Source organism: Herbidospora mongoliensis (assembly GCF_001570545.1).
In the GTDB taxonomy this organism is placed as follows: Bacteria; Actinomycetota; Actinomycetes; order Streptosporangiales; family Streptosporangiaceae; genus Herbidospora; species Herbidospora mongoliensis.
On sequence record NZ_BBXD01000014.1, the window covers coordinates 105,145 to 128,037 of the forward strand.

19 protein-coding genes are annotated in these 22,893 nt (G+C 69.8%); 10 read left to right on the forward strand and 9 right to left on the reverse strand.

The window, feature by feature from the left end:
* Positions 1-61 precede the first annotated feature (61 nt).
* Together AW272_RS19545 and AW272_RS19550 are read left to right on the forward strand one after the other, a co-directional pair.
* A complete protein-coding gene (locus AW272_RS19545) occupies positions 62-625 on the forward strand; it encodes a GNAT family N-acetyltransferase (protein WP_066367113.1) in 564 nt (187 codons plus the stop codon).
* A 43-nt stretch (positions 626-668) separates the two neighbouring features.
* Positions 669-1,526, forward strand: a complete 858-nt coding sequence (locus tag AW272_RS19550; protein ID WP_066367114.1) for an alpha/beta fold hydrolase — start codon at positions 669-671, stop codon at positions 1,524-1,526.
* 24 nt (positions 1,527-1,550) lie between these two features.
* On the opposite strand, the gene AW272_RS19555 is transcribed toward AW272_RS19550, so the two are convergent.
* Positions 1,551-2,102: a calcium-binding protein gene (locus AW272_RS19555; protein WP_066367117.1), complete on the reverse strand. Its 552-nt coding sequence runs from the start codon at positions 2,100-2,102 to the stop codon at positions 1,551-1,553.
* Between the two features lie 277 nt (positions 2,103-2,379).
* Between AW272_RS19555 and AW272_RS19560 the strand changes: the two genes are divergently transcribed.
* The 4 genes from AW272_RS19560 to AW272_RS19575 are packed head-to-tail and all read left to right on the forward strand — an operon-like array spanning position 2,380 to position 7,006.
* Complete coding sequence (locus tag AW272_RS19560) at positions 2,380-3,474, forward strand: alcohol dehydrogenase catalytic domain-containing protein (RefSeq protein WP_066367121.1); 1,095 nt, start codon at positions 2,380-2,382, stop codon at positions 3,472-3,474.
* A complete protein-coding gene (locus AW272_RS19565; RefSeq protein ID WP_066367123.1) occupies positions 3,471-4,217 on the forward strand; it encodes an SDR family NAD(P)-dependent oxidoreductase in 747 nt (248 codons plus the stop codon). The genes AW272_RS19560 and AW272_RS19565 overlap by 4 nt, the downstream gene beginning before the upstream one ends.
* A complete protein-coding gene (locus tag AW272_RS19570) occupies positions 4,205-5,944 on the forward strand; it encodes an IlvD/Edd family dehydratase (protein ID WP_066367133.1) in 1,740 nt (579 codons plus the stop codon). Before AW272_RS19565 ends, AW272_RS19570 begins: the two co-directional genes overlap by 13 nt.
* An 18-nt stretch (positions 5,945-5,962) precedes the next feature.
* Positions 5,963-7,006: a LacI family DNA-binding transcriptional regulator gene (locus tag AW272_RS19575; protein WP_218010961.1), complete on the forward strand. Its 1,044-nt coding sequence runs from the start codon at positions 5,963-5,965 to the stop codon at positions 7,004-7,006.
* On the opposite strand, the gene AW272_RS19580 is transcribed toward AW272_RS19575, so the two are convergent.
* The 7 genes from AW272_RS19580 to AW272_RS19610 form a co-directional block, all read right to left on the reverse strand.
* Positions 6,991-7,974 (reverse strand): Gfo/Idh/MocA family protein, encoded by a 984-nt coding sequence (locus tag AW272_RS19580; RefSeq protein ID WP_066367137.1) that lies wholly within the window; start codon positions 7,972-7,974, stop codon positions 6,991-6,993. The genes AW272_RS19575 and AW272_RS19580 overlap by 16 nt on opposite strands.
* Positions 7,975-8,042: 68 nt before the next feature.
* Positions 8,043-10,352: a beta-glucosidase family protein gene (locus tag AW272_RS19585; protein WP_066367139.1), complete on the reverse strand. Its 2,310-nt coding sequence runs from the start codon at positions 10,350-10,352 to the stop codon at positions 8,043-8,045.
* Positions 10,353-10,377: 25 nt separating this feature from the next.
* Complete coding sequence (locus AW272_RS19590) at positions 10,378-11,316, reverse strand: aldo/keto reductase (protein ID WP_066367142.1); 939 nt, start codon at positions 11,314-11,316, stop codon at positions 10,378-10,380.
* A gap of 1 nt (position 11,317) precedes the next feature.
* Complete coding sequence (locus AW272_RS19595; RefSeq protein ID WP_066367146.1) at positions 11,318-12,163, reverse strand: SMP-30/gluconolactonase/LRE family protein; 846 nt, start codon at positions 12,161-12,163, stop codon at positions 11,318-11,320.
* On the reverse strand, positions 12,163-13,179 hold the full coding sequence (locus tag AW272_RS19600; RefSeq protein WP_066367151.1) for an NAD-dependent epimerase/dehydratase family protein: 1,017 nt from the start codon (positions 13,177-13,179) through the stop codon (positions 12,163-12,165). The genes AW272_RS19595 and AW272_RS19600 overlap by 1 nt, the downstream gene beginning before the upstream one ends.
* Positions 13,180-13,189: 10 nt before the next feature.
* The gene (locus AW272_RS19605; protein WP_066367158.1) at positions 13,190-13,555 is read right to left on the reverse strand and encodes a tautomerase family protein; all 366 of its coding nucleotides are present in this window, start codon (positions 13,553-13,555) and stop codon (positions 13,190-13,192) included.
* Between the two features lie 81 nt (positions 13,556-13,636).
* Entirely contained in the window at positions 13,637-14,683 is a 1,047-nt protein-coding gene (locus AW272_RS19610) for a LacI family DNA-binding transcriptional regulator (protein ID WP_245657629.1), read from the reverse strand.
* Positions 14,684-15,061: 378 nt separating this feature from the next.
* On the opposite strand from AW272_RS19610, the gene AW272_RS19615 reads away from it, so the two are divergent.
* The 4 genes from AW272_RS19615 to AW272_RS19630 are packed head-to-tail and all read left to right on the forward strand — an operon-like array spanning position 15,062 to position 19,589.
* Positions 15,062-16,453, forward strand: coding sequence for an ABC transporter substrate-binding protein (locus AW272_RS19615; protein WP_066367159.1), 1,392 nt, complete (start codon positions 15,062-15,064; stop codon positions 16,451-16,453).
* A gap of 18 nt (positions 16,454-16,471) precedes the next feature.
* Positions 16,472-17,422, forward strand: coding sequence for a carbohydrate ABC transporter permease (locus AW272_RS19620; protein WP_083958480.1), 951 nt, complete (start codon positions 16,472-16,474; stop codon positions 17,420-17,422).
* Positions 17,415-18,203, forward strand: a complete 789-nt coding sequence (locus tag AW272_RS19625; protein WP_066367160.1) for a carbohydrate ABC transporter permease — start codon at positions 17,415-17,417, stop codon at positions 18,201-18,203. The genes AW272_RS19620 and AW272_RS19625 overlap by 8 nt, the downstream gene beginning before the upstream one ends.
* A 15-nt stretch (positions 18,204-18,218) precedes the next feature.
* On the forward strand, positions 18,219-19,589 hold the full coding sequence (locus tag AW272_RS19630) for a glycoside hydrolase family 5 protein (protein ID WP_066367161.1): 1,371 nt from the start codon (positions 18,219-18,221) through the stop codon (positions 19,587-19,589).
* 45 nt (positions 19,590-19,634) lie between these two features.
* On the opposite strand, the gene AW272_RS19635 is transcribed toward AW272_RS19630, so the two are convergent.
* Positions 19,635-22,784: a S8 family peptidase gene (locus tag AW272_RS19635; RefSeq protein WP_169807576.1), complete on the reverse strand. Its 3,150-nt coding sequence runs from the start codon at positions 22,782-22,784 to the stop codon at positions 19,635-19,637.
* Positions 22,785-22,893: the final 109 nt, after the last annotated feature.

Consider the following 22,893-nt stretch of genomic DNA (forward strand, 5'->3'; position numbering starts at 1 on the left):
ACTAGTTCACTTCACGATGCAGATCAGCTCGTACTTCCCGGCCTGGAAATACGATGTACGCATGACATTCGATACACCGTACGCATCGATCCGGCGGGCGGACGACACCGACCGGCAGACGGTGGTGGACGTCCTGACCGAGGCGTTCACGGAGGACCCCATCGTCCGCTGGCTCTTCCCCGAGCCGGACCAGAGAGCCGAGCGCCTGGCGGGCTTCTACCGCACCCTGCTCACCCACCCCGCCGCCGAGGTCTACCTGGCCGGCGACGAGGGCGCCTCGGTGTGGCTGACGATGACCGCAGGTCCGCCGCCCCACGAGGACCACTCGGATACACGGTTGTCGGCCCTGGCCCGGGCGCTGGACGCCCGGCACCCCGATCACGAACCGCACCTCTACCTCGCGTGCATGGGGGTGATCAGCGGGCGGCAGGGCGCCGGGCTCGGCTCGGCGCTGTTGCGCCACCGGCTGGAGCGAGCCGACCCCGACGGCCTCCCCGCCTACCTGGAGGCCAGTTCCCCCCGCAGCCGCGACCTCTACCGACGGCACGGCTTCGAGGAACACGGCCCACCGGTACGCGTGGCGGACAGCCCGCTCCTGTGGCCGATGTGGCGCCGACCGGCCTGACCAGCAAAAAGGCCTGTCTGACCGACCAAAGGAGACAACCACGATGACGACGCGACCCCCGACCCTCGTTTTCGTTCACGGCACCAATTCCTCCGCGGCCTGGGCCTCCGGGCTGACCGGTGAGCTCACCCTGCGCGGGCACCGGTGCCTGGCCGTCGACCTGCCCGGACACGGCCACGAGGCGTTCTACCCCCGCTCCTACCAGGCGCCCCAGGACCTCCAGGCGCTGGCGACCGAACCGTCACCGCTCTCGAAGATCACCATCGACGACTACGTCGAGCGCGTCGTGGGGGTGGTGCGCCGCGCGCACCGCCTCGGGCCGGTGATCCTCGTCGGCATGAGTCAGGGCGGCGTCACCCTGAGCCGGGTCGGCAACGCCGTCCCCGAACTGCTCGACCGGCTGGTCTACGTCGCGGCCTACTGCTGCGTCGATCTGCCGAACATGGTCGCCTACCTGAACACCCCGGAGAACGCCGACAGCCTGCTCCTGCGCGTGGCCCAGGCCATGGTCGCCGATCCGGCCGTCCTGGGGGTGACCCGGCTCAACTGGCGCTCGGCCGACCCGGCGGTGTTCCAGGGCGTCAAGGACGCCCTGGCCGCGGACTTCACCGACGACGCCGTGCGCCGGATGCTCAACATGCTCGAACCGGACGAGTCCGCGAGCATCCCCCTGGCCGAGGCCCGGGGTGAAGCGCACACCTGGGGCCGGATCCCCCGGACCTATGTGCGCTTCACCCTCGACCGGCTGATCCCCCCGGCGCTCCAGGACCGCTTCATCGCGGAGGCCGACCGCCTCACGCCCGGCAATCCGACCGACGTGCGCAGCGTCGCGGCACCCCATGTCGGCCCGTTCGACCGGCCCGAAGTGGTGGAGATCCTCTCGGAGCTCGCCGGTGCGTAGGGACACGGTCACTCCGGGCGTGGGTCAGAACTGCTCGCAGGTGAACGCCGTCTCGGCCGAGCAGTAGTCAGCGGCGCCGGCGCCGCCCTCGACGCGGTCGACGTCGGGGCCGCCCACGAGTTCGTCGTTGCCCCCGTTGCCGAACAGGACGTCGTTCCCTTCGTCGCCGAAGACGGTGTCCCGCACCGAGCCCCCGAAGTAGGTGTCGATGCCCCTGTTCAGGAAGACCCGGGCGGGCAGCCCCGTCTGGTTCTCGACCCAGTCCCGGCCGTCGCCCGTGCTGATCTGGAGGTTGGTGACCCCCGCGCTGGGGCAGCGCACCGTGAACGCGTTGGGCTTGGTGCAGCCCGGGGTGACGGCGTTCATCGTGTCGTGGGGGTTCGTGACGACGATGAACGCGCCGTCCGTGCGGACGATGATGGTGTTGTCCACGTTGCTGGCGGCGACGGTGAGCTTGCCGCCGCCCCCGATCGACACCCCGGTGGTGGCCTGGGCGGGTGAGGCGGCGAGCAGCGTGAGCGGGAAGGCGAGTAAGCCGGCCGACAGTGCCAGTGCGCGCTTGGTGGAAATCTTCATGGCGTCTCTCCTGTGTGTAGATGTGTTTCCTGCTGCTTGAAGACTCCCGTCCACGGCCTCGCGGCGAATCGGTAGTTTCTACGGAGTTTGCGAACGTCAAGCTACGTACAAGAAAGTTTCGGTACCGACCCCGACGTCTCCACCTTGTTCTCCTTGCTGAAACGTCCCTGATGTCCAGGCTGTGACGGGGTGAAAGTTTCGAAACTATTGACCCTTACGTTCGTTACATCTACGTTTACTGCGATCGTGGGTTCGGTAGATGGAGGGACGGGGTCAGATGAGGGCTGCGCTGCTGGAACAGGTCGGGGCGCCGCTCGTGGTGCGTGATCTCGATCTCGCTCCGCCAGGCCCCGAAGAGGTGCTGGTCAGGATCGAGGCGGCGGGGGTCTGCCACAGCGACCAGCACTACCTGGCGGGCGACCTCAAGTGCCCCCTCCCGGTCGTCCCCGGCCACGAGGGCACGGGAGTGGTCGAGGCCGTCGGCCCGGGGGTGACCCGCTACAAGGCGGGCGACCGGGTCTGCCTGATGTGGCGGCCGAGGTGCGGGCAGTGCCGCAACTGCCTGGTGGGCAGGCCCGCGCTCTGTGAGGCGGCCGGGATCATGGCCGGCTCCGGCGGCCTGCTCGACGGCACCACCCGGCTCAGCGCCGACGGCGAGAAGGTCCACCACCTGCTCGGCGTCTCCTGCTTCGCCGAATACGCCGTGGTGTCTGAACGCGCGGTCGTGCCGGTCCCCGACGGGGTGCCGCCGGAGATCGCCGCCATCGCCGGGTGCGCGGTCATCACCGGCGTCGGCGCGGTGCTCAACGCCATCGGCGAGTGCGCCGGTGACGCCATCGTCATCTTCGGCGCCGGTGGCGTCGGCCTGTCGGCCGTCCTGGGCGCGGTGCTCGCGGGCGCGAACCCGATCATCGTCGTGGACGTCGTCGCGGAGCGCCTGGAGATGGCCGAGCGCCTCGGCGCCACCCACACCGTCGACGCCTCGCAGGTGGACGTCGTGGCCGCCATCCAGGAGATCCGCCCCGGCGGCGCGGAATGGGCCATCGAGGCCATCGGCCGCCCGAGCACGCTGGAGTCGGCCTTCGAGGTGCTCCGCCCCGGCGGCACCCTCGTCGCGGTCGGCCTCGGCAAGGTCGGCCAGACCTTCAGCGTCCCGGTCAACCTGCTCGTCCAGCGCGAGAAGCGGGTGGTCGGCAGCCTCTACGGCTCCGCCAACCCCCTCATCGACCTGCCGAAGCTCTTCGACCTCTACCTCGCCGGACGGCTCCCGCTCGACCTGCTGGTCGGCCGCCGCTACCGGCTCGACCAGATCAACGAGGCGTTCGCCGACCTGACCGGGGGCGCCGTCGGCCGAGGAGTGATCGTGCTGTGACCGAATACGCCTCCTACCCGAGCCTGCGCGACAGGGTCGCCCTCGTCACCGGTGGCGCGACCGGCCTGGGCGCCGAGTTCGTCGCCCAGCTGGCCGCCCAGGGCGCGAAGGTCGCCTTCGTCGACATCGACGACGCGGGCGCGCAGCGGCTGACCGACCAGGCCCTCTACATCCACGCCGACGTCACCGACATCGACGCCCTGCGCACGGCGATCGTCATGGTCGAACAGGCGCTCGGTCCCGTCTCGATCCTGGTCAACAACGCCGCCAACGACCACCGCACCGGGATCGAGGACCTCCAGCCGGCCGAGTGGGACCAGGGGATCGCGGTCAACCTGCGCCACCAGTTCTTCGCCTCGCAGGCCGTGCTGGCCGGGATGCGTTCCCTCGGGGGCGGTTCGATCATCAACCTCGGCTCGGTCAGCCCCCACGTCGGGCTCCTCGGGCTGCCCGCCTACGTCTCCTCGAAGTCGGCGATCGAGGGCCTGACCAAGATGATGGCCCGCGAACTCGGGTCCGATCACATCCGGGTGAACTGCGTCATCCCTGGCTGGGTCTTCACCGAGCGGCAGCTCACCCATTGGGTCACCCCCGAGGTACGGGAGAAACTCGCGGAGGTGCAGTGTCTACCTGACAACCTCGAACCGTCCGACGTGGCGCGGATGGTGTTGTGGCTGGCCGCCGACGACAGTGCCATGTGCACCGGACAGAACTGGATCGTGGACGCGGGATGGATGATGTGAACGAGAACGTGAAGAGGCGCAGCCAGCACTGGTTCGGGGCCGAGGGCCGCTCCGGCATGCTCTACCGCTCCTGGATGCGCAACCAGGGGTTCGGCGCGGAGGTCTTCGACGGCCGTCCGGTCATCGGCATCGCCAGCACGTGGTCGGAGCTGGCCCCGTGCAACGCCCACCTCGACCGGGTGGCCGACGCGGTCAAGCGCGGCGTCTGGATGGCGGGCGGCTTCCCGCTCGTGTTCCCGGTGATGGCGACCGGTGAGACGCTGCTGCGGCCGACCGCGATGCTCTACCGCAACATGCTGGCCATGCAGGCCGAGGAGCTGATCAGGGCCAACCCGCTCGACGGCGTGGTGCTGCTGTCCGGCTGCGACAAGACGACGCCCGGCCTGCTCATGGGCGCCTCCAGCGTCGACCTGCCCTCGATCATGGTGACCGGCGGCCCGATGCTGAACGGCAAGTTCCGGGGCCAGGACGTCGGCTCGGGCACCCACGTGTGGAAGTTCGAGGCCGAGATCAAGGCCGGCCGCATGTCGGTCGAAGACGGCTACATGGCCGAGGGCTGCATGGCCCGGTCGAACGGCCACTGCATGACGATGGGCACCGCCTCGACGATGGCGTGCCTGGCCGAGGCGCTCGGCATGCAGCTCCCCGGCTCCGCCACGTGGCCCGCCGTCGACGCCCGCCGCTTCGAGGTCGCTCAGGAAGCGGGCAAGCGCATCGTGGCGATGGTCGAGGAAGACCTGAAGCCGAGCCAGATCATGACCCGCGCGGCGTTCGAGAACGCGATCCGCGCCAACGCCGCGATCGGCGGCTCCACCAACGCGATCGTCCACCTGACCGCGCTGGCCAACCGGCTCGGCGTCGACCTGCCCCTCGACGACTTCGACACGCTGGCCCGCGACGTCCCGACCATCGTCGACCTGATGCCGTCGGGCCGGTTCCTGATGGAGGACTTCTGCTACGCGGGCGGCCTGCCGGTCGTCCTGCGCCAGCTCGACGAGGCGGGCCTGGTCAATTCCGACGCCCTCACGGTGACCGGCCGGACTCTCCAGGAGAACGTTCAGACGGCGGTGAACTGGAACACCGAGGTCATCCGCCCGATGACCGAGCCGCTGCAGCCCGCCGGCACGGGCACCGCGATCCTGCGCGGCAACCTCGCCCCCAACGGCGCGGTGATCAAGCAGTCGGCCGCGACGCCCGCCCTGATGACCCACGTCGGGCGCGCCCTGGTCTTCGACTCGCCCGAGGCCTACCACGCGGTCGCCGACGACGACGATCTCGACGTGACCCCCGACGACATCCTGATCATCCGGGGCGCCGGCCCGAAGGGCTACCCGGGCATGCCCGAGGTGGCCAACGTGCCGCTGCCCGCCAAGCTGCTGCGCGCCGGGGTGACCGACATGGTGCGCATCAGCGACGGCCGGATGAGCGGCACCGGCTTCGGCACCGTCGTCCTGCACGTCTCCCCTGAGGCGGCCGTGGGCGGCCCGCTCGCGCTGGTGCGCACGGGCGACCGCATCGAACTCGACGTACCGGCCCGGAGCCTGACCCTGCTCGTGCCGGACGAGGAGCTGCTGAAGCGCAGGGCCGACTGGGTGCCGCCGAAGCATCACGACGACAGCGGTTACCGGTGGCTCTATCGGGAGCACGTGCTGGGAGCCGACGGCGGCGCCGACTTCGACTTCCTCACCGGCAGTCGTGGCAGCGACGTGCCGCGCGATTCGCACTGACCTCGGTACGATCGGTTGGTGTCCGACTCGTTAGATTCTCGCGTGACCGTGGCCGACATCGCCGCCGAGGCAGGGGTGTCCCGCGCGACGGTCTCGAAAGTGCTCAACGGCCGTTCGGACGTGTCGCCCGCCACCCGGTCGCAGATCGAGACCCTGCTCGCCACCCGGGGATACGTCCCCACCAAGCGCACGAAGCGGCCCCTGCACCTCCCGCTGCCCAGGGCGGCGGCCCGCAGGGGCGGCCTGCTGGAACTGGTGGTCAACGACGCGGGCTCTCCCTGGTCCGCCGAGATGATCCGCGGCGCCGAGCTGGAGGCCCGGTCGGCCCGGGTCGGCATCGTCGTGTCCGTGCTCGCCCCGGGGCACGGGCAGCAGTGGCTGGAGGACATCGCCGACCGGGCGCCGGGCGGCATCGTCCTCGCACTGTCGGAGCTGACCCCGGCCGACCACTCGCGCATCGCGAAACTGGGGCTGCCCGCCGTCCTGGTCGACCCGGTCGGCGACGCCGACGGGACGATCCCGTCGATCGGCGCGGGCAACTGGGGCGGCGGCATGGCCGCCGCGAAGCATCTGGTCGACCTCGGCCACCGCCGCGTCGGCATCATCACCGGGCCGATGCGGCTGCTGTGCAGCCAGGCCAGGCTGGCCGGATACCGGGCGGCGCTGGAGCGCGCCGGGATCGCGCTCGACGACGACCTCGTCCAGCACGGCGACTTCCACTACGGGTCGGGCTTCGAGAAGGCGCAGGCCCTGCTCGACCGTCCGCGACCGCCCACGGCGATCTTCGCGGGCAACGACGAGGAGGCCCTCGGCGTCTACGCCGCGATCCAGGAGCGGGGCCTGCGGGTGCCCTTCGACGTGAGCGTCGTCGGGTTCGACGACGTGCCGATGGCGCAGTGGATGGCCCCGCCGCTGACGACGGTCCGCCAGCCCATCGCGAAGATGGCCGCCCTGGCGGTGCGCTCGCTACTGGGCCACCAGGACGGCACCGAGATGACCGAGGGCCGGGTCGAACTGTCGACCAAGCTGGTGGTCAGGTCCAGCACTCACTCGCCCGGGTAACGCAACCCCGCCTGGGCGCGGACCTCGTCCATCGTGCCCATGATCTCGACGGTCTCCCGCAGGGTCAGGACCGGGCTCTCGGTGAGGCCGGCGCGCACGCAGCGGGCGACCTCCTCGGCCTGGAAGCGCAGCCCGTTGCCGGGCACGTCGAACTCGTAGCGCTCGACGGCGCCGTTGCGCGCGGTCAGCGTGAACGACGTCGCGCGGTACCACCAGGGCTCGATGTCGATGCGCGCGTCCACCCCGGCGATCGACGCCCGGTTCGGCAGGAACGCCTCCATGCTGCTGGTGGCCACGCCCTGACGACCGCCCGCGTAGCCGGTGACGACGGAGGTCTGGCCGTCCACTCCTGTGTCGCCGAACTGGGTCGAGGCGGTCACCGTGGAAGGCGTGCCGAGAACCATCGACAGGAATGAGATCGGGTAGACGCCCAGGTCGAGCAGCGCGCCGCCGCCGAGGTCCGGGTCGAACATCCGGTGTACGGGGTCATGACGGAACCAGACCCCGTGCTCGGCCACCACGAGCCGCACGTCGCCGAGCCGCCCCTCGGCCAGCAGTTCGCGGATGCGGACCATGTGCGGCAGGAACCGCGTCCACATGGCCTCCATCAGGAACACGCCGCGCGCCTTCGCCGCCGCGACCAGTTCCTCGGCCTCACCCCGGTTGATGGTGAACGGCTTCTCCACCAGGACCGCCTTGCCCGCCTCGATCGCGGCCAGGGCGCCGGCGTGGTGCGCGGGGTGGGGCGTGGCGACGTACACGGCGTCGATGTCGTCGGCCGCGAGCATCGCGGCCTGGTCACCGTAGGAGCGGGGCGCGCCCACCTCGGCGGCGAAGGCCTCGGCGCGGGCCGCGGTCCGCGAGCCGACGGCGACCAGCTCACCGGAGCCGGACAGGCGCAGGTCCCCGGCGAAGTCCCGGGCGATGCCGCCGGTGCCGATGACGGCCCAGCGCAGCGGTTCGGTCATGACCCTCCTCGATGAAGAAAAAAGGGGGGGTGGCCCCGTCTCCGACCGACGGTCCACCCCCGTGCCCGTCACGCGCAGGTGACGGACGCCAGCATGACGCGGTCGAAGCCGACGCGGCGACGCGGGCCGGTCATCGTCACGGCGAGGGTGGCGCGGATGTCGGCGCTGGACGCGCCCACCCGCAGCTCGACCGCGCCGGGGTCGACCTGCCGCTGCCAGGACGCCCCGGTGTAGGAGGTCTGGTCGGCGTGCAGGGTCAGCGTGAGCTCGCGGCTCTGGCCGGGGGCCAGGTCCACGCGCTGCGCCGCGATCAGCGCCTGCAGCGGCCGGGCGACCTCGGCGACCGGGTCGTGCAGGTACACCTGGACGACCTCCGACGCCTCCCGCTCGGTCTCGTTGCGCAGCGTGACCGTGACGTCGAAGGTGCCGTCGGTGGTCCATTCGGCGGAACCGGTGACCTCACCCCAGGTCACCGGCGCGTAGGACAGGCCGTGGCCGAAGGCGAACAGCGCCGTCGGGTCGACGTTGCTGACCTCGTTCTTCTGGGCGAGGGTCGCGCCGAGGTAGGTCGCGGGCTGGTTGCCGCCGTCGTAGGGGAAGCTCACCGGCAGGCGTCCGGCCGGGTTGGCCCGCCCGGAGAGCACGTCGGCCAGCGCCGCCGCACCCTCCTCGCCGGGGAAGAACCCGCAGACCACGGCGGCGAGCCGGTCGATCTGGCGGCCGAGCTCGTAGGGACGGCCGACCAGCAGCACCAGCACCACCGGCTTCCCGGTGGCCAGCAGCGCCTCCAGCAGCTCCTCCTGACGGCCGGGCAGCGCCAGGCCGGGGGCGTCGCAGCCCTCGCCCGAGGTGCCGCGCCCGAACAGGCCGGCCTGGTCGCCCAGGACCGCCACGACGACATCGGCGTCGGCCGCGGTGGCGACCGCGGCGGCGATGCCGTCGTCGTCGCCGCCGGTCACCGGCACGCCCTGGGCGTAGGTCACGTCGTATTCGGTGCGGAGGGCGTCGAGCAGGGTCGGGATCTCGATGCCGACCTCGGTCTCCGGGTGGTGCACGCCCACGTGCATCGGGAAGGAGTAGCAGCCCAGCATGGCCTGCGCGGTGTCGGCGCGCGGCCCCACCACGGCCAGCTTCACGCCCGCCGCCAGCGGCAGCGTCGCGTCCTGATTGTGCAGCAGCACGATCGAACGGCGGGCCAGCTCACCGGCGAGCGCGCGGACCTCGGGCCCGTCGAGCACGGCGTCCTCTTCGCTGAGGATGGGCGGCTCGGGGTCCCAGTCGGCGTCGAGCAGGCCGAGCTCGCACTTCTGCGCCAGCACCCGGCGCAGCGCGCGGTCGATCAGCGCGATGTCGACCTCGCCCTTCTCCACCGCCTCGACCAGCGCGGGCCCGAAGGTGTTGACCGTGGGCAGCTCGACGTCGATCCCGGCGGTCAGCGCCAGCCGCGCCGCCTCGGTGGGGGAGCCGGCCACGTGGTGCAGGGTCTGCAGGAACGCGACCGAGAAGTAGTCGGCCACGACCGTGCCGGTGAAGCCGTAGGTGTCGCGCAGCAGGTCGGTCAGCAGCGTCACGTCTGCCGCGACGGGGGTGCCGTCGATGTCCGCGTACGAGTTCATCACCGACCCGGCGCCCGCCCGCAGCGCCATCTCGAACGGCGGCAGCAGCACGTCGGCGACCTCACGGCGGCCGGCCGACACCGGGGCGAGGTTCCGGCCGCCCTTGGACGCCGAATAGCCCACGAAGTGCTTCAGCGTGGCGATGACACCCTGCGACTGCACGCCCTTGACGTAGGCGCTCCCGATGATGCCCACCAGGTGCGGGTCCTCGCCGATCGTCTCCTCGACCCGGCCCCAGCGCAGGTCACGGGCGACGTCGAGCACCGGCGCGAGGCCCTGCTGGACGCCGAGGCGGCGCATGGTCCCGCCGATCTGCGCGCCCATCCGCTCGACCAGTTCGGGGTCGAACGTGGCGCCCCAGCACAGCGGGTTCGGGTAGACGCCCGCCTGCCAGGCGGCCACACCGGTCAGGATCTCCTCGTGCACGAGCGCGGGGATGCCGTGGCGCCCGGCCGTGATGAGGGACCGCTGAGCGGCCGCCAGGGTGGCCGCGCCCTTGACCGGGTCGACCGGCGTGGTGCCGAACGGCCGGGTGAGCTGGCCGATGCCGTCCTTGACCAGGTCGTCCCAGGGGACCGGGAGCGCGGTGAACTCGTGCTGGTGGGGGGCCATCTCGCCGTCGGTGTTGTCGATGCCGACCCATACCCCGTACAACTGGGCGATCTTCTCGGGCAGGCTCAACCGCGCCATCAGCGCCTCGACCCGCTCCTCTGGGGACCGTCCCGCGTCTTTCCAGGGGGCGGGCGTGGTGGTGATGGTCATGTGATTCTCCGATTGATACAGCGGGTCATTCCGGCCAGCCGCCGGATGGGGGCGCGAGCCGGTCGAGTTCGTCCCACAGTTCTGCGGGGATGGGGATGTCGGCGAGCGCCAGGGTCGCGGCGACGCGTCCGGGTTCGGAGACACCGACGATCGTGGACGTCACGCGCGGGTCGCGCAGCGAGAACTGGAGCGCCGCCGCCGACAGGGGGACTTCGTGCTTCTCGCACGCGGCCATCATCGCCCTGACCGCCTCGCGGATCGACTCGGGGGTCTCGCGGTAGGCGTAGCGGGGCTGGGCGTCGGGGCCCTTGACGAGCATGCCGCCGCCGTAGGGGGCGCCGTTGACGAACGCGATCCCCTTGGCGGCGGCGTCGTCCATGAGGGGGTCGGCCGAGCGGTCCACCAGGGTCCAGCGGTTGTGGTTGATCACGGCGTCGAACACGTCGGTGCCGACGAACCGCCGCATCAGGTCCACCGGGCCGCCCGCGACGCCGAGGTGGCCGACGACGCCCTCGTCGCGCAGCGCGACCAGGGCCTCGACCGCGCCGCCCGGAGCCATCGCCTCCTCGAAAGTGAGGTGGTATTCGGGGTCGTGCAGGTACATGACCGGCACGTGGTCGACGCCGAGGCGCTCCAGGCTCTCCGCCACCGAGCGGCGGACCCTCTCACCGTCGAAGGCTCCGGTCTCCGGGTCGGCGTCGGCCTTGGTGGCCAGCACGAACCCCTCGGGCAGGCCGCGGCGCCGGATCACCGCGCCGATCCGGCGCTCGGCCGAACCGTTGCCGTAGTTGTTGGAGGTGTCGAGGAAGTTGACCGGTCCGTCGAGCACCGCGCTCACGGTGGCCTCGGCGCGGGCGTCGTCGACGGCGTAGCCGTAGAGGGCGGGCATGCTCGCCAGCGGGCTGGTGCCGATGCAGATCGGCGTCACGCGCAGGCCGGTCCGGCCGAAAGGTCTCTGGTCCACGTCAGATCACGAACCTGTTCGCGGGTCGGCCGCGGTGGCCGGGCTCGGCCCGGAAGATCGCACCGGCGGTGGGCTGGTCACGGAGCTGGTCGGGGGACAGGCCCTCGGTGGACGTCGAGATGTAGAGCACGTCCAGGCCGGGGCCGCCGAAGGCGCACGAGGTGACCTGGGTGACGGGCAGCTCGATGATCACGTCGGGCTTCCCGTTCCAGAAGCGGACCACCCGGCCGCCGCCCCAGAACGCCACCCACACCCCGCCGTCGGCGTCGACGGTGAGACCGTCGGGCATGCCCGAGAGGTCGGAGGTGTCGGCGAAGGTCCGGCGATCGGTCAGAGCGCCGGTCGTCACGTCGTAGTCGAAGACGTCGATCTTCTTCGTCGGGGTGTCGACGTAATAACAGCGGGTCCCGTCGGGCGACCAGTCGATGCCGTTGCTGCACGTGACGTCGGTCAGCACGGTGTGCAGCGAGCGGTCGGCGTCGAGGCGGTAGAGCTCCGCGGCGCCGGTCGTGAACGCGTAGGCCATGCTCCCGGCCAGGTAACGCCCGGCCGGGTCGACTCCGCCGTCGTTCATCCGGATGTCCGTCCGGTTCGCCAGAGGCGCGGCCAGTCGTTCGGTGATCATTCCACCCGAGGTCAGCGCCATTCCGTCGCCGTCGGCGATCAGCAGGGTCGCCGGGTCGGTGGTCATGTGGACGGCGGTCACCGGCGCGGGGAGGTGGAACCAGTCCGCGTCGGCGAAGACCCGGCCCTTCGGGATGTCGACGAACCGCAGGCGGCCCGCGACGTCGTCCCAGGTGACGCCCTCCAGGTGGACGCCGCCGACCTCCAGCCACACCTCGGCCATCAGGGCGCCAGCGAGGTGACTGCGGCGGCGGCGGCATGATGCGCCCGGACCAGCCGGCCGAGCACCTCGTCGGTGGCGGCGTCGGGGCCGGTCTGCCCGGGGTTGGCCTCCCGCCAGGCGTGCAGCCTGCGGGCGCCTTCCGACCAGGTGGTGGTGGGGTTGAACGCCGGGACGAAGCGCTTGATCTTGCTGTTGTCGAAGACCGCGGTGTGCGCGAGGTCGCCGAGGATCAGGGTGGACCAGAACCAGTCGGGGGCCACCTTCGGCAGGAACTCCGACGGCAGGTGCACCAGACGGGGCTCGACGCCGGCGGTGCGGGCGATGATGCCGTAGATCTCGTCCCAGGTCAGCGACTCGTCGGAGGTGATGTGGAAGTCCTCACCGAGCGCCTGCCAGTTGCCGATGAGGCCGGCCAGGCCGACGGCGAGGTCGCGCGCGTGCGTGAGCGTCCACAGGTTGGTGCCGTCGCCGGGAACCACCAGTTCGTCGCCGCGGGCGATGCGGTCCCAGGCGGTCCAGTCGCCGGGAAGCGGCGGGTTGGCGTCGTCGTAGGTGTGCGACGGGCGGACGATCGTGACCGGGAACGCGCGCTCCTCGTAGGCGCGGTGCAGCACGTCCTCGGCGGCGATCTTGTCCTGGGCGTAGGCCAGGTAGGGGTTGCGCCGGTTCGTCGACTCGGTGACCGGCCACTGCCGTACCGGCTTGTGGTAGATCGAGGCCGAGCTGATGTGGACGTACTGGCCGACGCGGCCCTCCAGCAGGCCGACCATCGCGGCCGCGTCCTCGGCGCCGAAGCTGAGGAAGTTGACGACGCTGTCGAAGGCGGTGTCCTCGAACGCCGCTTTCAAGGAGCCGGCGTCCTGCACGTCACCCGTGATGGGCGTGACGCCCTCGGGGAGGGGACGCTTGCTCGACTTGCCGCGGTTCAGGACGTATACATCCTGACCTTGGGCGACCGACTCGGCCACGCACGACGAGCTGATCGTGCCGGTGCCGCCGATGTAAAGAACCTTCATCGTGGAACTCCTAGTTGCGGGACTTGCCGGCGTACCAGTCTTCGAAACCGTTCTCCACGACGCTGATCAGCAGGTCGTCGTTGCGGATGCCGAGGTCGGCCAGGTTCTTCGCGATCAGGTCGAACGTCGCCCACTTGGTCGTCACGTCGTACATGTGGACCATCTGGATCTGGACGCTGATCAGGTCGCGGCGGTCGACGCCGTTGTACCCGGGGTCGGCGACGAGCTCGCCGGGGGCGTGCGTGCGGAAGATCTGGAACTTGTCGGTCGGGTCCATCCCGAGCCCGTCGACCAGTGCCTGATGGACTCCTTCGCTGATCTGCGGGCCGAGCCGTTCGGCGAGGGAACGGTCAAGGTCGATCTGCACGAGGGGCACTGGGACTCCTTAAAGAAAGTTTCGGGAATTATCCGAAACTCCGATCGTTCGGTGACAACGTAGAGCCGTCTTTCCGGGACGTCAAGGCTGTTTCGAGGAAGTTTCGGGCGGCGCACAGGTGCTGTCCCTGATCACCAGGCTGGTGGAGAGCTCCAGCCGCAACGGCTCCCCGGCGGGGTACTCGGCTTCCAGCACGTTGCGGACCGCCAGCACCGCCATCTGCGCCAGGGGCTGGCGGATCGTGGTGAGTTTCGGCGCCGTCCACTCGCAGACCTCGGTGTCGTCGAAGCCGACCACGCTGAGGTCGTCGGGCACCCGCATGCCCCGCAGCCGCACCTCCTCGTACACCCCGGCCGCCTGCTGGTCGGACGCGGCGAACACGGCGGTGGGAGGTTCGGGCAGGTCAAGCAGCTCGGAGGCGCCGCGTCTGCCGCTCTCCGGGTAGAAGTCGCCGGGCCTGATCAGGCACTCGTCGACGGGCAGGCCGGCCCGGCGCAGCGCGGCGCGGTAGCCGTCGAGGCGCTCCAGGCTGCACGGTATGCCGTCGGGTCCGGTGATCATGCCGATCCGCCGGTGGCCGAGGCCGATCAGGTGCTCGGTGGCCGCGAATCCGCCGGCCCAGTTGGTGGCGCCGATCGTCGGGATGTCCTTGTCGTAGCCGCCGACCTGGTCGATGACGACGAACGGCGCGTCGAGCGTCCGCAGCCGGGCCGCGGACAGATGCTGGGTCCCCGACCCGACCAGGACCACCCCGTCGGTGTGCCGGGAGGCGAGGGCCGACAGCCACTCGCGTGGATTCGCCTGCCGGTCGTGCGTCACGGTCAGCACCAGCCGAGCGCCCAGCCGGTAGGCCTCCTGCTCGGCGCCGCGCAGGAGTTCACTGGCCCAGGCGGTGTCCAACTCGGTGATCACGAAGTCGACCAGACCTACTTTGCGTGGCTCTGACCTGGTCCTTCGCTGGTAGCCTGTGGCCTCCAGCGCGGTCTGCACGCGTTGGCGGGTGGCTGGGCCAACGGCGTCACGGCCGTTGAGCACCTTGCTCACGGTCGGCACGGATACGCCCGCCTCCGCGGCGACCATCGCGATGGTCACCCGTTCGGTACGGCTGGCTGCGGCCCGCTTCGGCACGACACCTCATCATGCGTAGATTCGATTTGTCGAAACTTTCTATCACCGTAGCACCGGCAGGGTCGGTGTCGTCCAGAGCGGTGGTGAACTGCGAAAACTCGGATGTATTCGCAGGCCGGCGCTGCTGTGGGGCTTCGGCGAGGGGCTACGCAAGATCCAGAGTTTCGAAACTCAACGGAAACAATTTAGCCCAAATTCTTGACACTGTAGAGAGCGCGGTGTTTGTCTCTTGCCAGACCGCTTTCGAAACTTTCGGAGTTTTCGGAAGCCTTGCCTGATCCGGCTCTCGTCGTTCGGTCGAATCCGTCGACAGTTCTCACAGGGTGCGGAACGGCGTCAGTACCACGGTGCGTGCCTATCACGCGCAAGGAGAGACACATGCTGGGATCTTCGCGAATCTGGAAGCGACGTCCCCTCGGGTTCGCCGCCGCGATCATGAGCGGTGCGCTGGTGCTCGCCGGATGCGCCGGTGGAGGTACACCGGCGCAGAACGGCGCCCAGGGTGCGGACCAGGGGCCCGCCGACTCGGGCGAGGTCAGCTGGTGGGGATGGACGCCCGACCAGGCGCCCGCCGATGCGTACATCAAGGCCTTCAACAAGGTCTACCCCAATATCAAGGTCACCTTTAAGAAGCTCACCATCGACGGCTACGACGCGGCCATCCGCCCCGCGCTCGCCTCGTCGGTCGGCCCGGACGTCTTCGACGTCGCCCCGGGCGCGGCCAACGGCTCCGTGGACATCTACGGCGTCAACGCCCTCGACCTGAAGCCCGCCGTGGAGAAGGTGCTGGGCGCCGACTGGGAGTCGAAACTGGCCCCCATCGGTGTGTCCAGCCTGAAGAACGGCGACAAGCTCGCCGCCCTGTCGGTCGGTTCGGTGTTCTCCGGGACGATCTGGGTCAACAAGGACCTGTTCGACAAGTACAACCTGCAGCCGCCCACCAACTACGACGAGTGGAAGAAGGTCTGCGAGACCTTCAAGGCCAACAACGTCGGATGTTTCGTCCAGGGCGCGGCCCAGACCGCCTTCAACGAGGACACCCTGCAGGCGATCTCCAACAACGTCCAGCCGGGCGTGTGGGTCAAGGCCATCGCCGGTGAGGTCCCGTGGACCGACCCGACGATCGTCAAGGCGCTGACCCTGTGGAAGGGCCTGTTCGACGACGGGATCATGCAGGAGGGCGCCCTCGGCACCCAGCAGTACCCCGACGCCAACAACGGCTTCATGTCCGGCAAGTACGCCATGGTCATGATGGGCAGCTGGTACATGCAGTACTCGACCGTCGAGGGCATGACCGCGGCCATCTCGGGCGCCGGTGTGGCCGACCCCAAGCCGTTCACCCAGCTCCCGATCCGCTTCCCCGACATCGCCGGCACCGGCAACGTCGGCGGCGTCTACGGTGACGCCGACTTCGGCCTGGCCGTGAACCAGAAGTCGAAGAACATCGCCGCCGCCACGACCTTCGCCACCTGGCTCGGCACCTCCACCGAAGGCCAGCAGGTCGTCGCGGACGTCCTCAACGACATCCCCGCCCTCGTCACCTCGCAGCCCAACTGGGACACCGTCAAGCTGGTCAACCCCGAGGTGCAGAAGCCCGCTCTCGAGCAGCTGATCGCCGACGCCGGCAAGTCGTCCGAGCCGCGTCTGGCGACCGTCGTCGCCGACCTGCAGACCGCGATCGGCGTCGCGTCCACCACGGTGGCGGCCGGTGATGCCACACCGGAAGAGGCCGCGGCCACCCTGCAGGAAACCGCCTCCAAGATCCAGTAACCCCCGAGGACGGAACCCTTGACCTCCACGACCACATCGAAGACCGGGCGCCGTCCTTCCGGTCACTCCGCTCCGGGCCGCAAGGCCCGGAGCGGGGCGACCCGCCCATCCGGCCTTCCCTGGATCCTGCCCGCGTTCGTCTTCGTGGTCGGAATCCTCTACTACTGCATCGGCGAGACCGGGTATCTCTCGACTCTCGACTGGGACGGCGTCAACCCCAACCCGACCCCCGTGGGCTTCGACAACTACACGAAGCTCTTCCAGGACCCGATCTTCTACCAGGCCATCTGGCACACCGTCGTCTTCTTCATCGTGACGTTCGCGGCGCAGACGGCCCTCGGGTTCGGCTTCGCGGCGCTGCTCCACTCGAAGATCAAGCTCGGCACCCTCTACAAGGTGATCGTGTTCACCCCGGTGATCATCGCCCCGGCGACGATGGCGCCGGTGTTCCGGCAGATGTTCGCCGCCGACGGCCAGCTGAACTGGTTCCTCGACCACATCGGCCTGAGCTTCCTCTCTCAGCCCTGGCTGGCGCAGTCGAGCACGGCGATGCCGGTGATCATGTTCATCACCGTCTGGAACTTCACCGGTCTGACCTTCATCCTCTATTACGCGGCGATGGGCCAGATCGACCCGGAGATCCTCGAGGCGGCCCGGACCGACGGCGCCAGCAACTTCCGCACCCTGATCAGCATCGTGTGGCCGGGAGTGCGCGGGACGACGGTGGCCCTGGCCATGCTGGGCGTCATCGGCGCGCTGAAGACGTTCGACGTGCCCTACCTGGTGACGATCGGCGGCCCCAACTACGCCACCGAGTTCCTCGGCACCTACATCTACCGCATGAGCATCCCCAGCGCCCACGTCGGCTACGGCGCCGCGCTGTCGGTCATGCTGCTCATCCTGGCCCTGCTCGGCGCGATCTTCGTCGCGGTCCGCGCCAACCGGAAGGACGGTGACACCGGTGTTTGAGGCCCGCCGGGTGCCGACGAAACTGCTGCTCCAGCTTCTCGTCACCCTCCTGACCATCCCCTACCTGTTCCCTTTGGTCGTCATGGTCCAGGGATCGCTGTCGGGTGAAGGATGGGGCAACTACCGCGCGGTGTTGGAGGTCGGCGCCATCGGCACGTTCTTCAAGAGCAGCGTCATCATCTCCGCCGCCACGATCGTCATCACGCTCACCCTGACGATGCTGGCCTCCTTCGGGTTCTCCAAGTTGCGCATCCGCAACAAGGAGGTCTTCTTCTGGATGATCCTGGCCGCGCTGACGCTGCCCGAGGTCGTCCTGCTCACCCCGCTGTTCGCCACCACCCTGGCGATCGGCGTGTACGACACGTACTGGGCGGTCATCCTGCCCCTCGCCGCGCTGCAGATCCCGTTCACCGTGCTGATCGCCCGCCGCTTCGTCGACGGGGTGCCGGACGCGCTGTTCGACGCCGCCCGCATCGACGGCGCCAGCACGTGGATCGCCTTCCGCTCCATCGTCCTGCCGATGACGCGGCCGATCGCCGCGGCGATCGTGGTGCTGACCCTGATCGGTTCGTGGAACTCCTACCTGCTGCCGCTGGTCCTCATCCAGGACCCGGCCCAGCAGACGGTGACGCTGCTGCCGCAGTTCTTCGTCAGCCAGTTCAGCAACGACCAGACCAAGGTCCTGGCCAGCGCGGTCATCACGGCGATCCCCGAGATCATCGCCTACCTCTGCCTCCAGGGACTCTTCGAGCGCGGCCTGTCCGCAGGCGCCATCAAGTAAAGGAATCCGTTTAACATGACCTTCCTCCGGGTCGAAGGACGCCAGATCGTCGACGAGTCGGGCGCCCCCATCCGCCTGCGCGGCGTCGCGGTCGGCGGCTGGCTCAACATGGAGAACTTCATCACCGGCTACGCGGCCAACGAGGCGCTGATGCGCAGCACGGTGCGCGAGGTCCTCGGCGACGAGCGCTACGAACTGTTCTTCGACCGCCTGCTGACCGCGTTCTTCAACGAGGACGACGCGAAGCTGCTGGCCGAGATGGGCATGAACTGCGTCCGCCTCCCGGTCAACTACCGCCACTTCGAAGACGACGAGCGGCCCTTCGAGTTCAAGACCGAGGGCTTCAAGCACCTCGACCGGGCCGTTGCGGCCTGCGCGAAGCACGGCATCTACACCGTGATCGACCTGCACGCCCTGCCCGGCTCGCAGAACCACCACTGGCACTCCGACAACATCACCCACCGCCCCCTGTTCTGGGACCACCCCCACTTCCAGGACCGCGTGGTCAAGATGTGGGAGCACATCGCCGAGCACTACAAGGACAACCCCTGGGTGGCCGGCTACAACCCGATCAACGAGCCCGCCGACGAGTCGCGCAAGGTGGTCGGCCCCGTCTACACCCGCCTGGTCAACGCCATCCGCGCCATCGACGACCGGCACATCCTCTTCCTGGACGGCAACACCTACTCCACCGAGTTCGACGTCTTCGACGAGCCGTGGGGCAACACGGTGTACGCCGCCCACGACTACGCCGCCCCTGGCCTGGGCGGCGGCGGCCCCTACCCGGGCGACACCGCCGGGAAGCACTGGGACAAGTCCACCCTCGAAGAGAAGTACGCCGAGCGCACCGAATACAGCAACCGCACCGGCACCCCCGTGTGGGTCGGCGAGTTCGGCCCGATCTACACCGGCTCCGAGCCCCGCGACGCCGAGCTCCGCCAGCTGCTGGCCGACCAGCTGGAGATCTTCAAGCGCGACGACGCCGGCTGGTCGATCTGGATGTACAAGGACCTGGGCCGCCAGGGCCTGGTCATGGTGCGCCCCGACTCCCCGTACCTGAAGCGCTTCGGTGACTTCGTCGCCAAGAAGGTGCGCCTGGGCGCCGACCAGTGGGGGAGCGACGGCAAGGGAGTCGCCGAGGTCACCGGCCCCTACTACAAGATGATCGCCGAGGAGTTCCCCGGCTTCGACCCCTACCCCTGGGGCCAGTACGACTGGGTCCGCACCCTGCTGCTCAACCTGACGGTGGCCCAGCCGCTGGCGTATGAGTACGCCGAACTCTTCCGCGGCCTGTCGGACGACGAGCTGATCGAGCTGGCCGACTCGTTCGCCCTGGTCAACTGCGACGTGCGCACCACCCTGCGCGACCAGCTGATCGAGGGCTGACAGCTTCAGGGCCGAGACGGGGAAACGTCTCGGCCCTGAAAACCACTACCTGATCTCGTACGCCCGGATGACCGTCTCGGTGAACGCGTTGTCGTCCACGTCGGCGGCCTTCACCCGCAGCGAGGCGAACCGCGCGCTGTGGGGGTGCCGGACCTCCGCGCTCCAGGTGCCGCGGCCCGTCTCGCGCACCTTCGCGTCCTGCCAGGTGCGTCCGTCGTCGTAGGAGACCTCCAGGCTCGGCGTCCGCACCTTGAGGTCAGGCGAGCCCTGCTGGCGCTCGACCCGCAACGGGATGGTGAACTTGCCCTCGGGGGCGCGGTTGCGGTCGTCCAGGTCCGGGCCGATCCTGACCGCCAGCAGCGGCAGGACCGAGCGTTCGCCCTGCTCGGGGGTCTTGGAGCGGAACGTCCACTCGGCGCTGACCTTGGTGGATAGCTTCGTCATCGCCGCCGGGCGGTCCGCGCTCAGCGTGAACCGGTAGCGGCTCTCCTTCTTCTCCGCGGGGACCTCGATGTTGCCCGGCAGGTAGTCGCCGGTCGTGAAGATCTCCTTGCCGTCGCGGAGGAGGGTGGCGCGCGGGTGCTCGTACTCGCCGTAGGAATAATGTCCCGGTACGGAGTCCTCGAACAGCGCGGTCGCGAACTGGAGCAGGTTCTCCTCACGCCACGAGTAGTCGCCGCCGGGGTTCAGCGACGCGCCGAAGACGCCGGAGTTCCAGCGTTCCGAGGTGCGCTGCCCGGCTCGGTAGGTGGTCTTCTCGCCGAAGAAGAACTGGTTGACGTCGTCGAAGCCCTCCAACGCCTTGTACTGGATGAACGAGGGGTACCAGGCGGTGTCACCGGGCGTGTAGTACTCGGTCCGGCGGAACGGCAGCGGGAAGTTCGCCACCCTTCCGTAGGGCATCCAGGCCAGTTCCGTCCCGTACAGGACGGGCAGGGCGAACCGCTCGCCGAACTTGGCGGCCTGCTGGGTGGCGTACGTCGAGGTGACCTCGGCGAGATCGCCGTTGGCCGGGCGGTAGCCGGGGTCGGCGGGGATGCCGGGTTCGGCCTTCATCAGGTGGTAGAAGTACGGGCTGGCGTCGTATCCGTCGCCGTTCGGCCTGGCCCACTGCGTCCACCGGTAGTAGGCGAACTTCTTGCTGACCATCCGGCCCGACGGGATGGCCTTGACGCCCTCGACGCGGGCACCGTCGCGGGCCAGGTCGAGGTCCACGCCCAGAGGCTGCTGGCCGTCCATGATCTGGAGCAGGCCGACCAGGCCGAAGGCGAGGCGGGCGGACTTCTCGGACGGCCGCACGTCGACCGGCCGGGCGGCGCGCGCGTCGGCGGTGAAGGTGCGGTCGGCGGTCAGCGTGAACTCCGGGTCGGTCGCCAGGACCACGGTGCCGTCGTGGTCGAGCAGCAGGCTGACGACCGTGTAGCGGCGGTCCTTCTCGAGCTTGAGATCCAGGGTTCCGGTGGAGACGTCGTAGTTGGTCTGGGCCCCGGCGTCAAGGTCGATGACCCCGGCGAACGCGGCCGAGGCGGGCTTGCCGTCCGAGCCGGTGAAGGTCAGCTTGAGGGCGCGCTTCTCGGGTGAGATCCGCATGCCGATCCCGGTCCGCACCGAGACGCCGCCGCCGGTGGCGATGACCGTACCGCTGAAGTCGCCGATCGCGGACGCCCGCGCGCCCACCTCGACCTGCGCGGAACCGCGCGCCGGCACCTCGACGCTCGTGGCGCCGAGCGTGAACTGCGGCGCCGTCACCCGCAGGTCCAATTTCACCGGGGCGTTGCCGTCGTTGCGGTAGGTCAGCGTCCGGTTGGCGGGTTCGGCGGGTAACTGGAGGTCGCCCATGCTCAGCGCGGCGGGCTCGGAGGTGACCTGCTGGGTGACCGCGCGGGCGACGTCCAGGCGACCGGAACCCTGGGCGTAGGCGCCCAGTTCCTCGCCGGCCGCCGTCGAGGCCATCAGCGCCGCCTTGAGCCGGTCGGCCTTCCACTCGGGGTGTACGCCGGCCAGGATCGCCGCCGCTCCCGTCACATGCGGGGTCGCCATCGACGTGCCGCTCATCGAGACGTAGGAGTCGGTCCCGGCCATCGCCGCGACGATGCCGAGCCCGGGGGCGATCAGGTCGGGCTTGACCGCGCCGTCGTCGAGGCGCGGCCCGGTGCTGCTGAACTGCGCGAGGGCGTCGTCACCGCGGCCCGACGCGCCGACCGACAGCGCCCGGTCGGCGGTGCTCGGCGAGCTGACCGTCTGGGGGCCGGAGTTGCCCGAGGCGACGACGAACAGCGTGCCGTACTGCTCCGACAGGGTGTCGACCGCCTGTTCCAGCGGGTCGAGGCCGGGCGCGTCGGGGCTGCCGAGGCTCAGGTTGACGACCTTGGCGCCGTTCTCCGCCGCCCAGGTCATCGCCTCGATGATGCCCGAGTCCGGGCAGTCGCCGCTCTGCGTGCAGACCTTGCCGATCATCAGTTTCGCGCCCGGCGCGACGCCCTTGTGCGTGCCGCCCGAGGCGGCGCCCGAGCCCGCGACGGTGGAGGCGACGTGGGTGCCGTGCCCGTTCAGGTCGCGGACGTCGGGTTCGTCGGTGAAGTTCTTCGAGGTGGTGACCAGCCCCTTGAGATCGGGGTGGTCGGGGTCGTATCCGCTGTCGAGCACGGCCACCGGGACGTCCGCGCCGGTGTGCCCGGCCGCCCACGCCTGGGGCGCGCCGATGTGCGGGACGCTGACGTCCAGCGACAGCTTCGCCTTGCCGTCGAGCCAGATCTTCTCCGGTACGGCCGCCGCCCTGGCCTGGCCGGTCAGCGACTTCCAGAGGGCGCCAGCCGAGTCGCGCGACTCGGTCCGGGCCACCCCGTTGATCGCGGGCAGCGGCCGGCCGCCGGCGACGCGCAGCGCGGTCCCGCCGGGCGGATAGGTCACGATCAGCGGAAGCGCGTCGTCGTAGCCGAGCGCGGCGAGCTGGGTGACGTCGAACAGGCGGGGATCGAGCCGGCCTTCGGCCAGCAGGGGCAGCGCGTCGGCCGGGACGACGCTGAGCCCGTCCTGGCTCCGGCGGCGCAGGAAGTCGATCTTCTCGCGGCCGGGGGCGGGCTGGACGTCCAGCTGGGTCTGATCATTGGGGAGTGAGCGGAGGGTGACCGTGTCCCCGGTGATGAGTGTGATCGACGAGGGCTCGGGGCTTGCCTGAGCGGGTGCGGGGATCACTACCAGCGCTGATATCAGAGCGCCGGCAAGGAGGGTTCGCTGTAGCACGACACGATTTCTAACTGTCTGTTAACTATGATGCCAAGGGTGCCGGTGTGTCCTATTGCGG

What these genes read in the sequence shown, in the direction of transcription:
- AW272_RS19570 (WP_066367133.1), top strand. Translation starts at nt 4,205, where the DNA reads ATGGATGATGTGAACGAGAACGTGAAGAGGCGCAGCCAGCACTGGTTC.
- AW272_RS19630 (WP_066367161.1), top strand. Translation starts at nt 18,219, where the DNA reads ATGACCTTCCTCCGGGTCGAAGGACGCCAGATCGTCGACGAGTCGGGC.
- AW272_RS19595 (WP_066367146.1), bottom strand. Translation starts at nt 12,163, where the DNA reads ATGGCCGAGGTGTGGCTGGAGGTCGGCGGCGTCCACCTGGAGGGCGTC.
- AW272_RS19600 (WP_066367151.1), bottom strand. Translation starts at nt 13,179, where the DNA reads ATGAAGGTTCTTTACATCGGCGGCACCGGCACGATCAGCTCGTCGTGC.
- AW272_RS19550 (WP_066367114.1), top strand. Translation starts at nt 669, where the DNA reads ATGACGACGCGACCCCCGACCCTCGTTTTCGTTCACGGCACCAATTCC.
- AW272_RS19585 (WP_066367139.1), bottom strand. Translation starts at nt 10,352, where the DNA reads ATGACCATCACCACCACGCCCGCCCCCTGGAAAGACGCGGGACGGTCC.
- AW272_RS19615 (WP_066367159.1), top strand. Translation starts at nt 15,062, where the DNA reads ATGCTGGGATCTTCGCGAATCTGGAAGCGACGTCCCCTCGGGTTCGCC.
- AW272_RS19555 (WP_066367117.1), bottom strand. Translation starts at nt 2,102, where the DNA reads ATGAAGATTTCCACCAAGCGCGCACTGGCACTGTCGGCCGGCTTACTC.
- AW272_RS19545 (WP_066367113.1), top strand. Translation starts at nt 62, where the DNA reads ATGACATTCGATACACCGTACGCATCGATCCGGCGGGCGGACGACACC.
- AW272_RS19560 (WP_066367121.1), top strand. Translation starts at nt 2,380, where the DNA reads ATGAGGGCTGCGCTGCTGGAACAGGTCGGGGCGCCGCTCGTGGTGCGT.
- AW272_RS19580 (WP_066367137.1), bottom strand. Translation starts at nt 7,974, where the DNA reads ATGACCGAACCGCTGCGCTGGGCCGTCATCGGCACCGGCGGCATCGCC.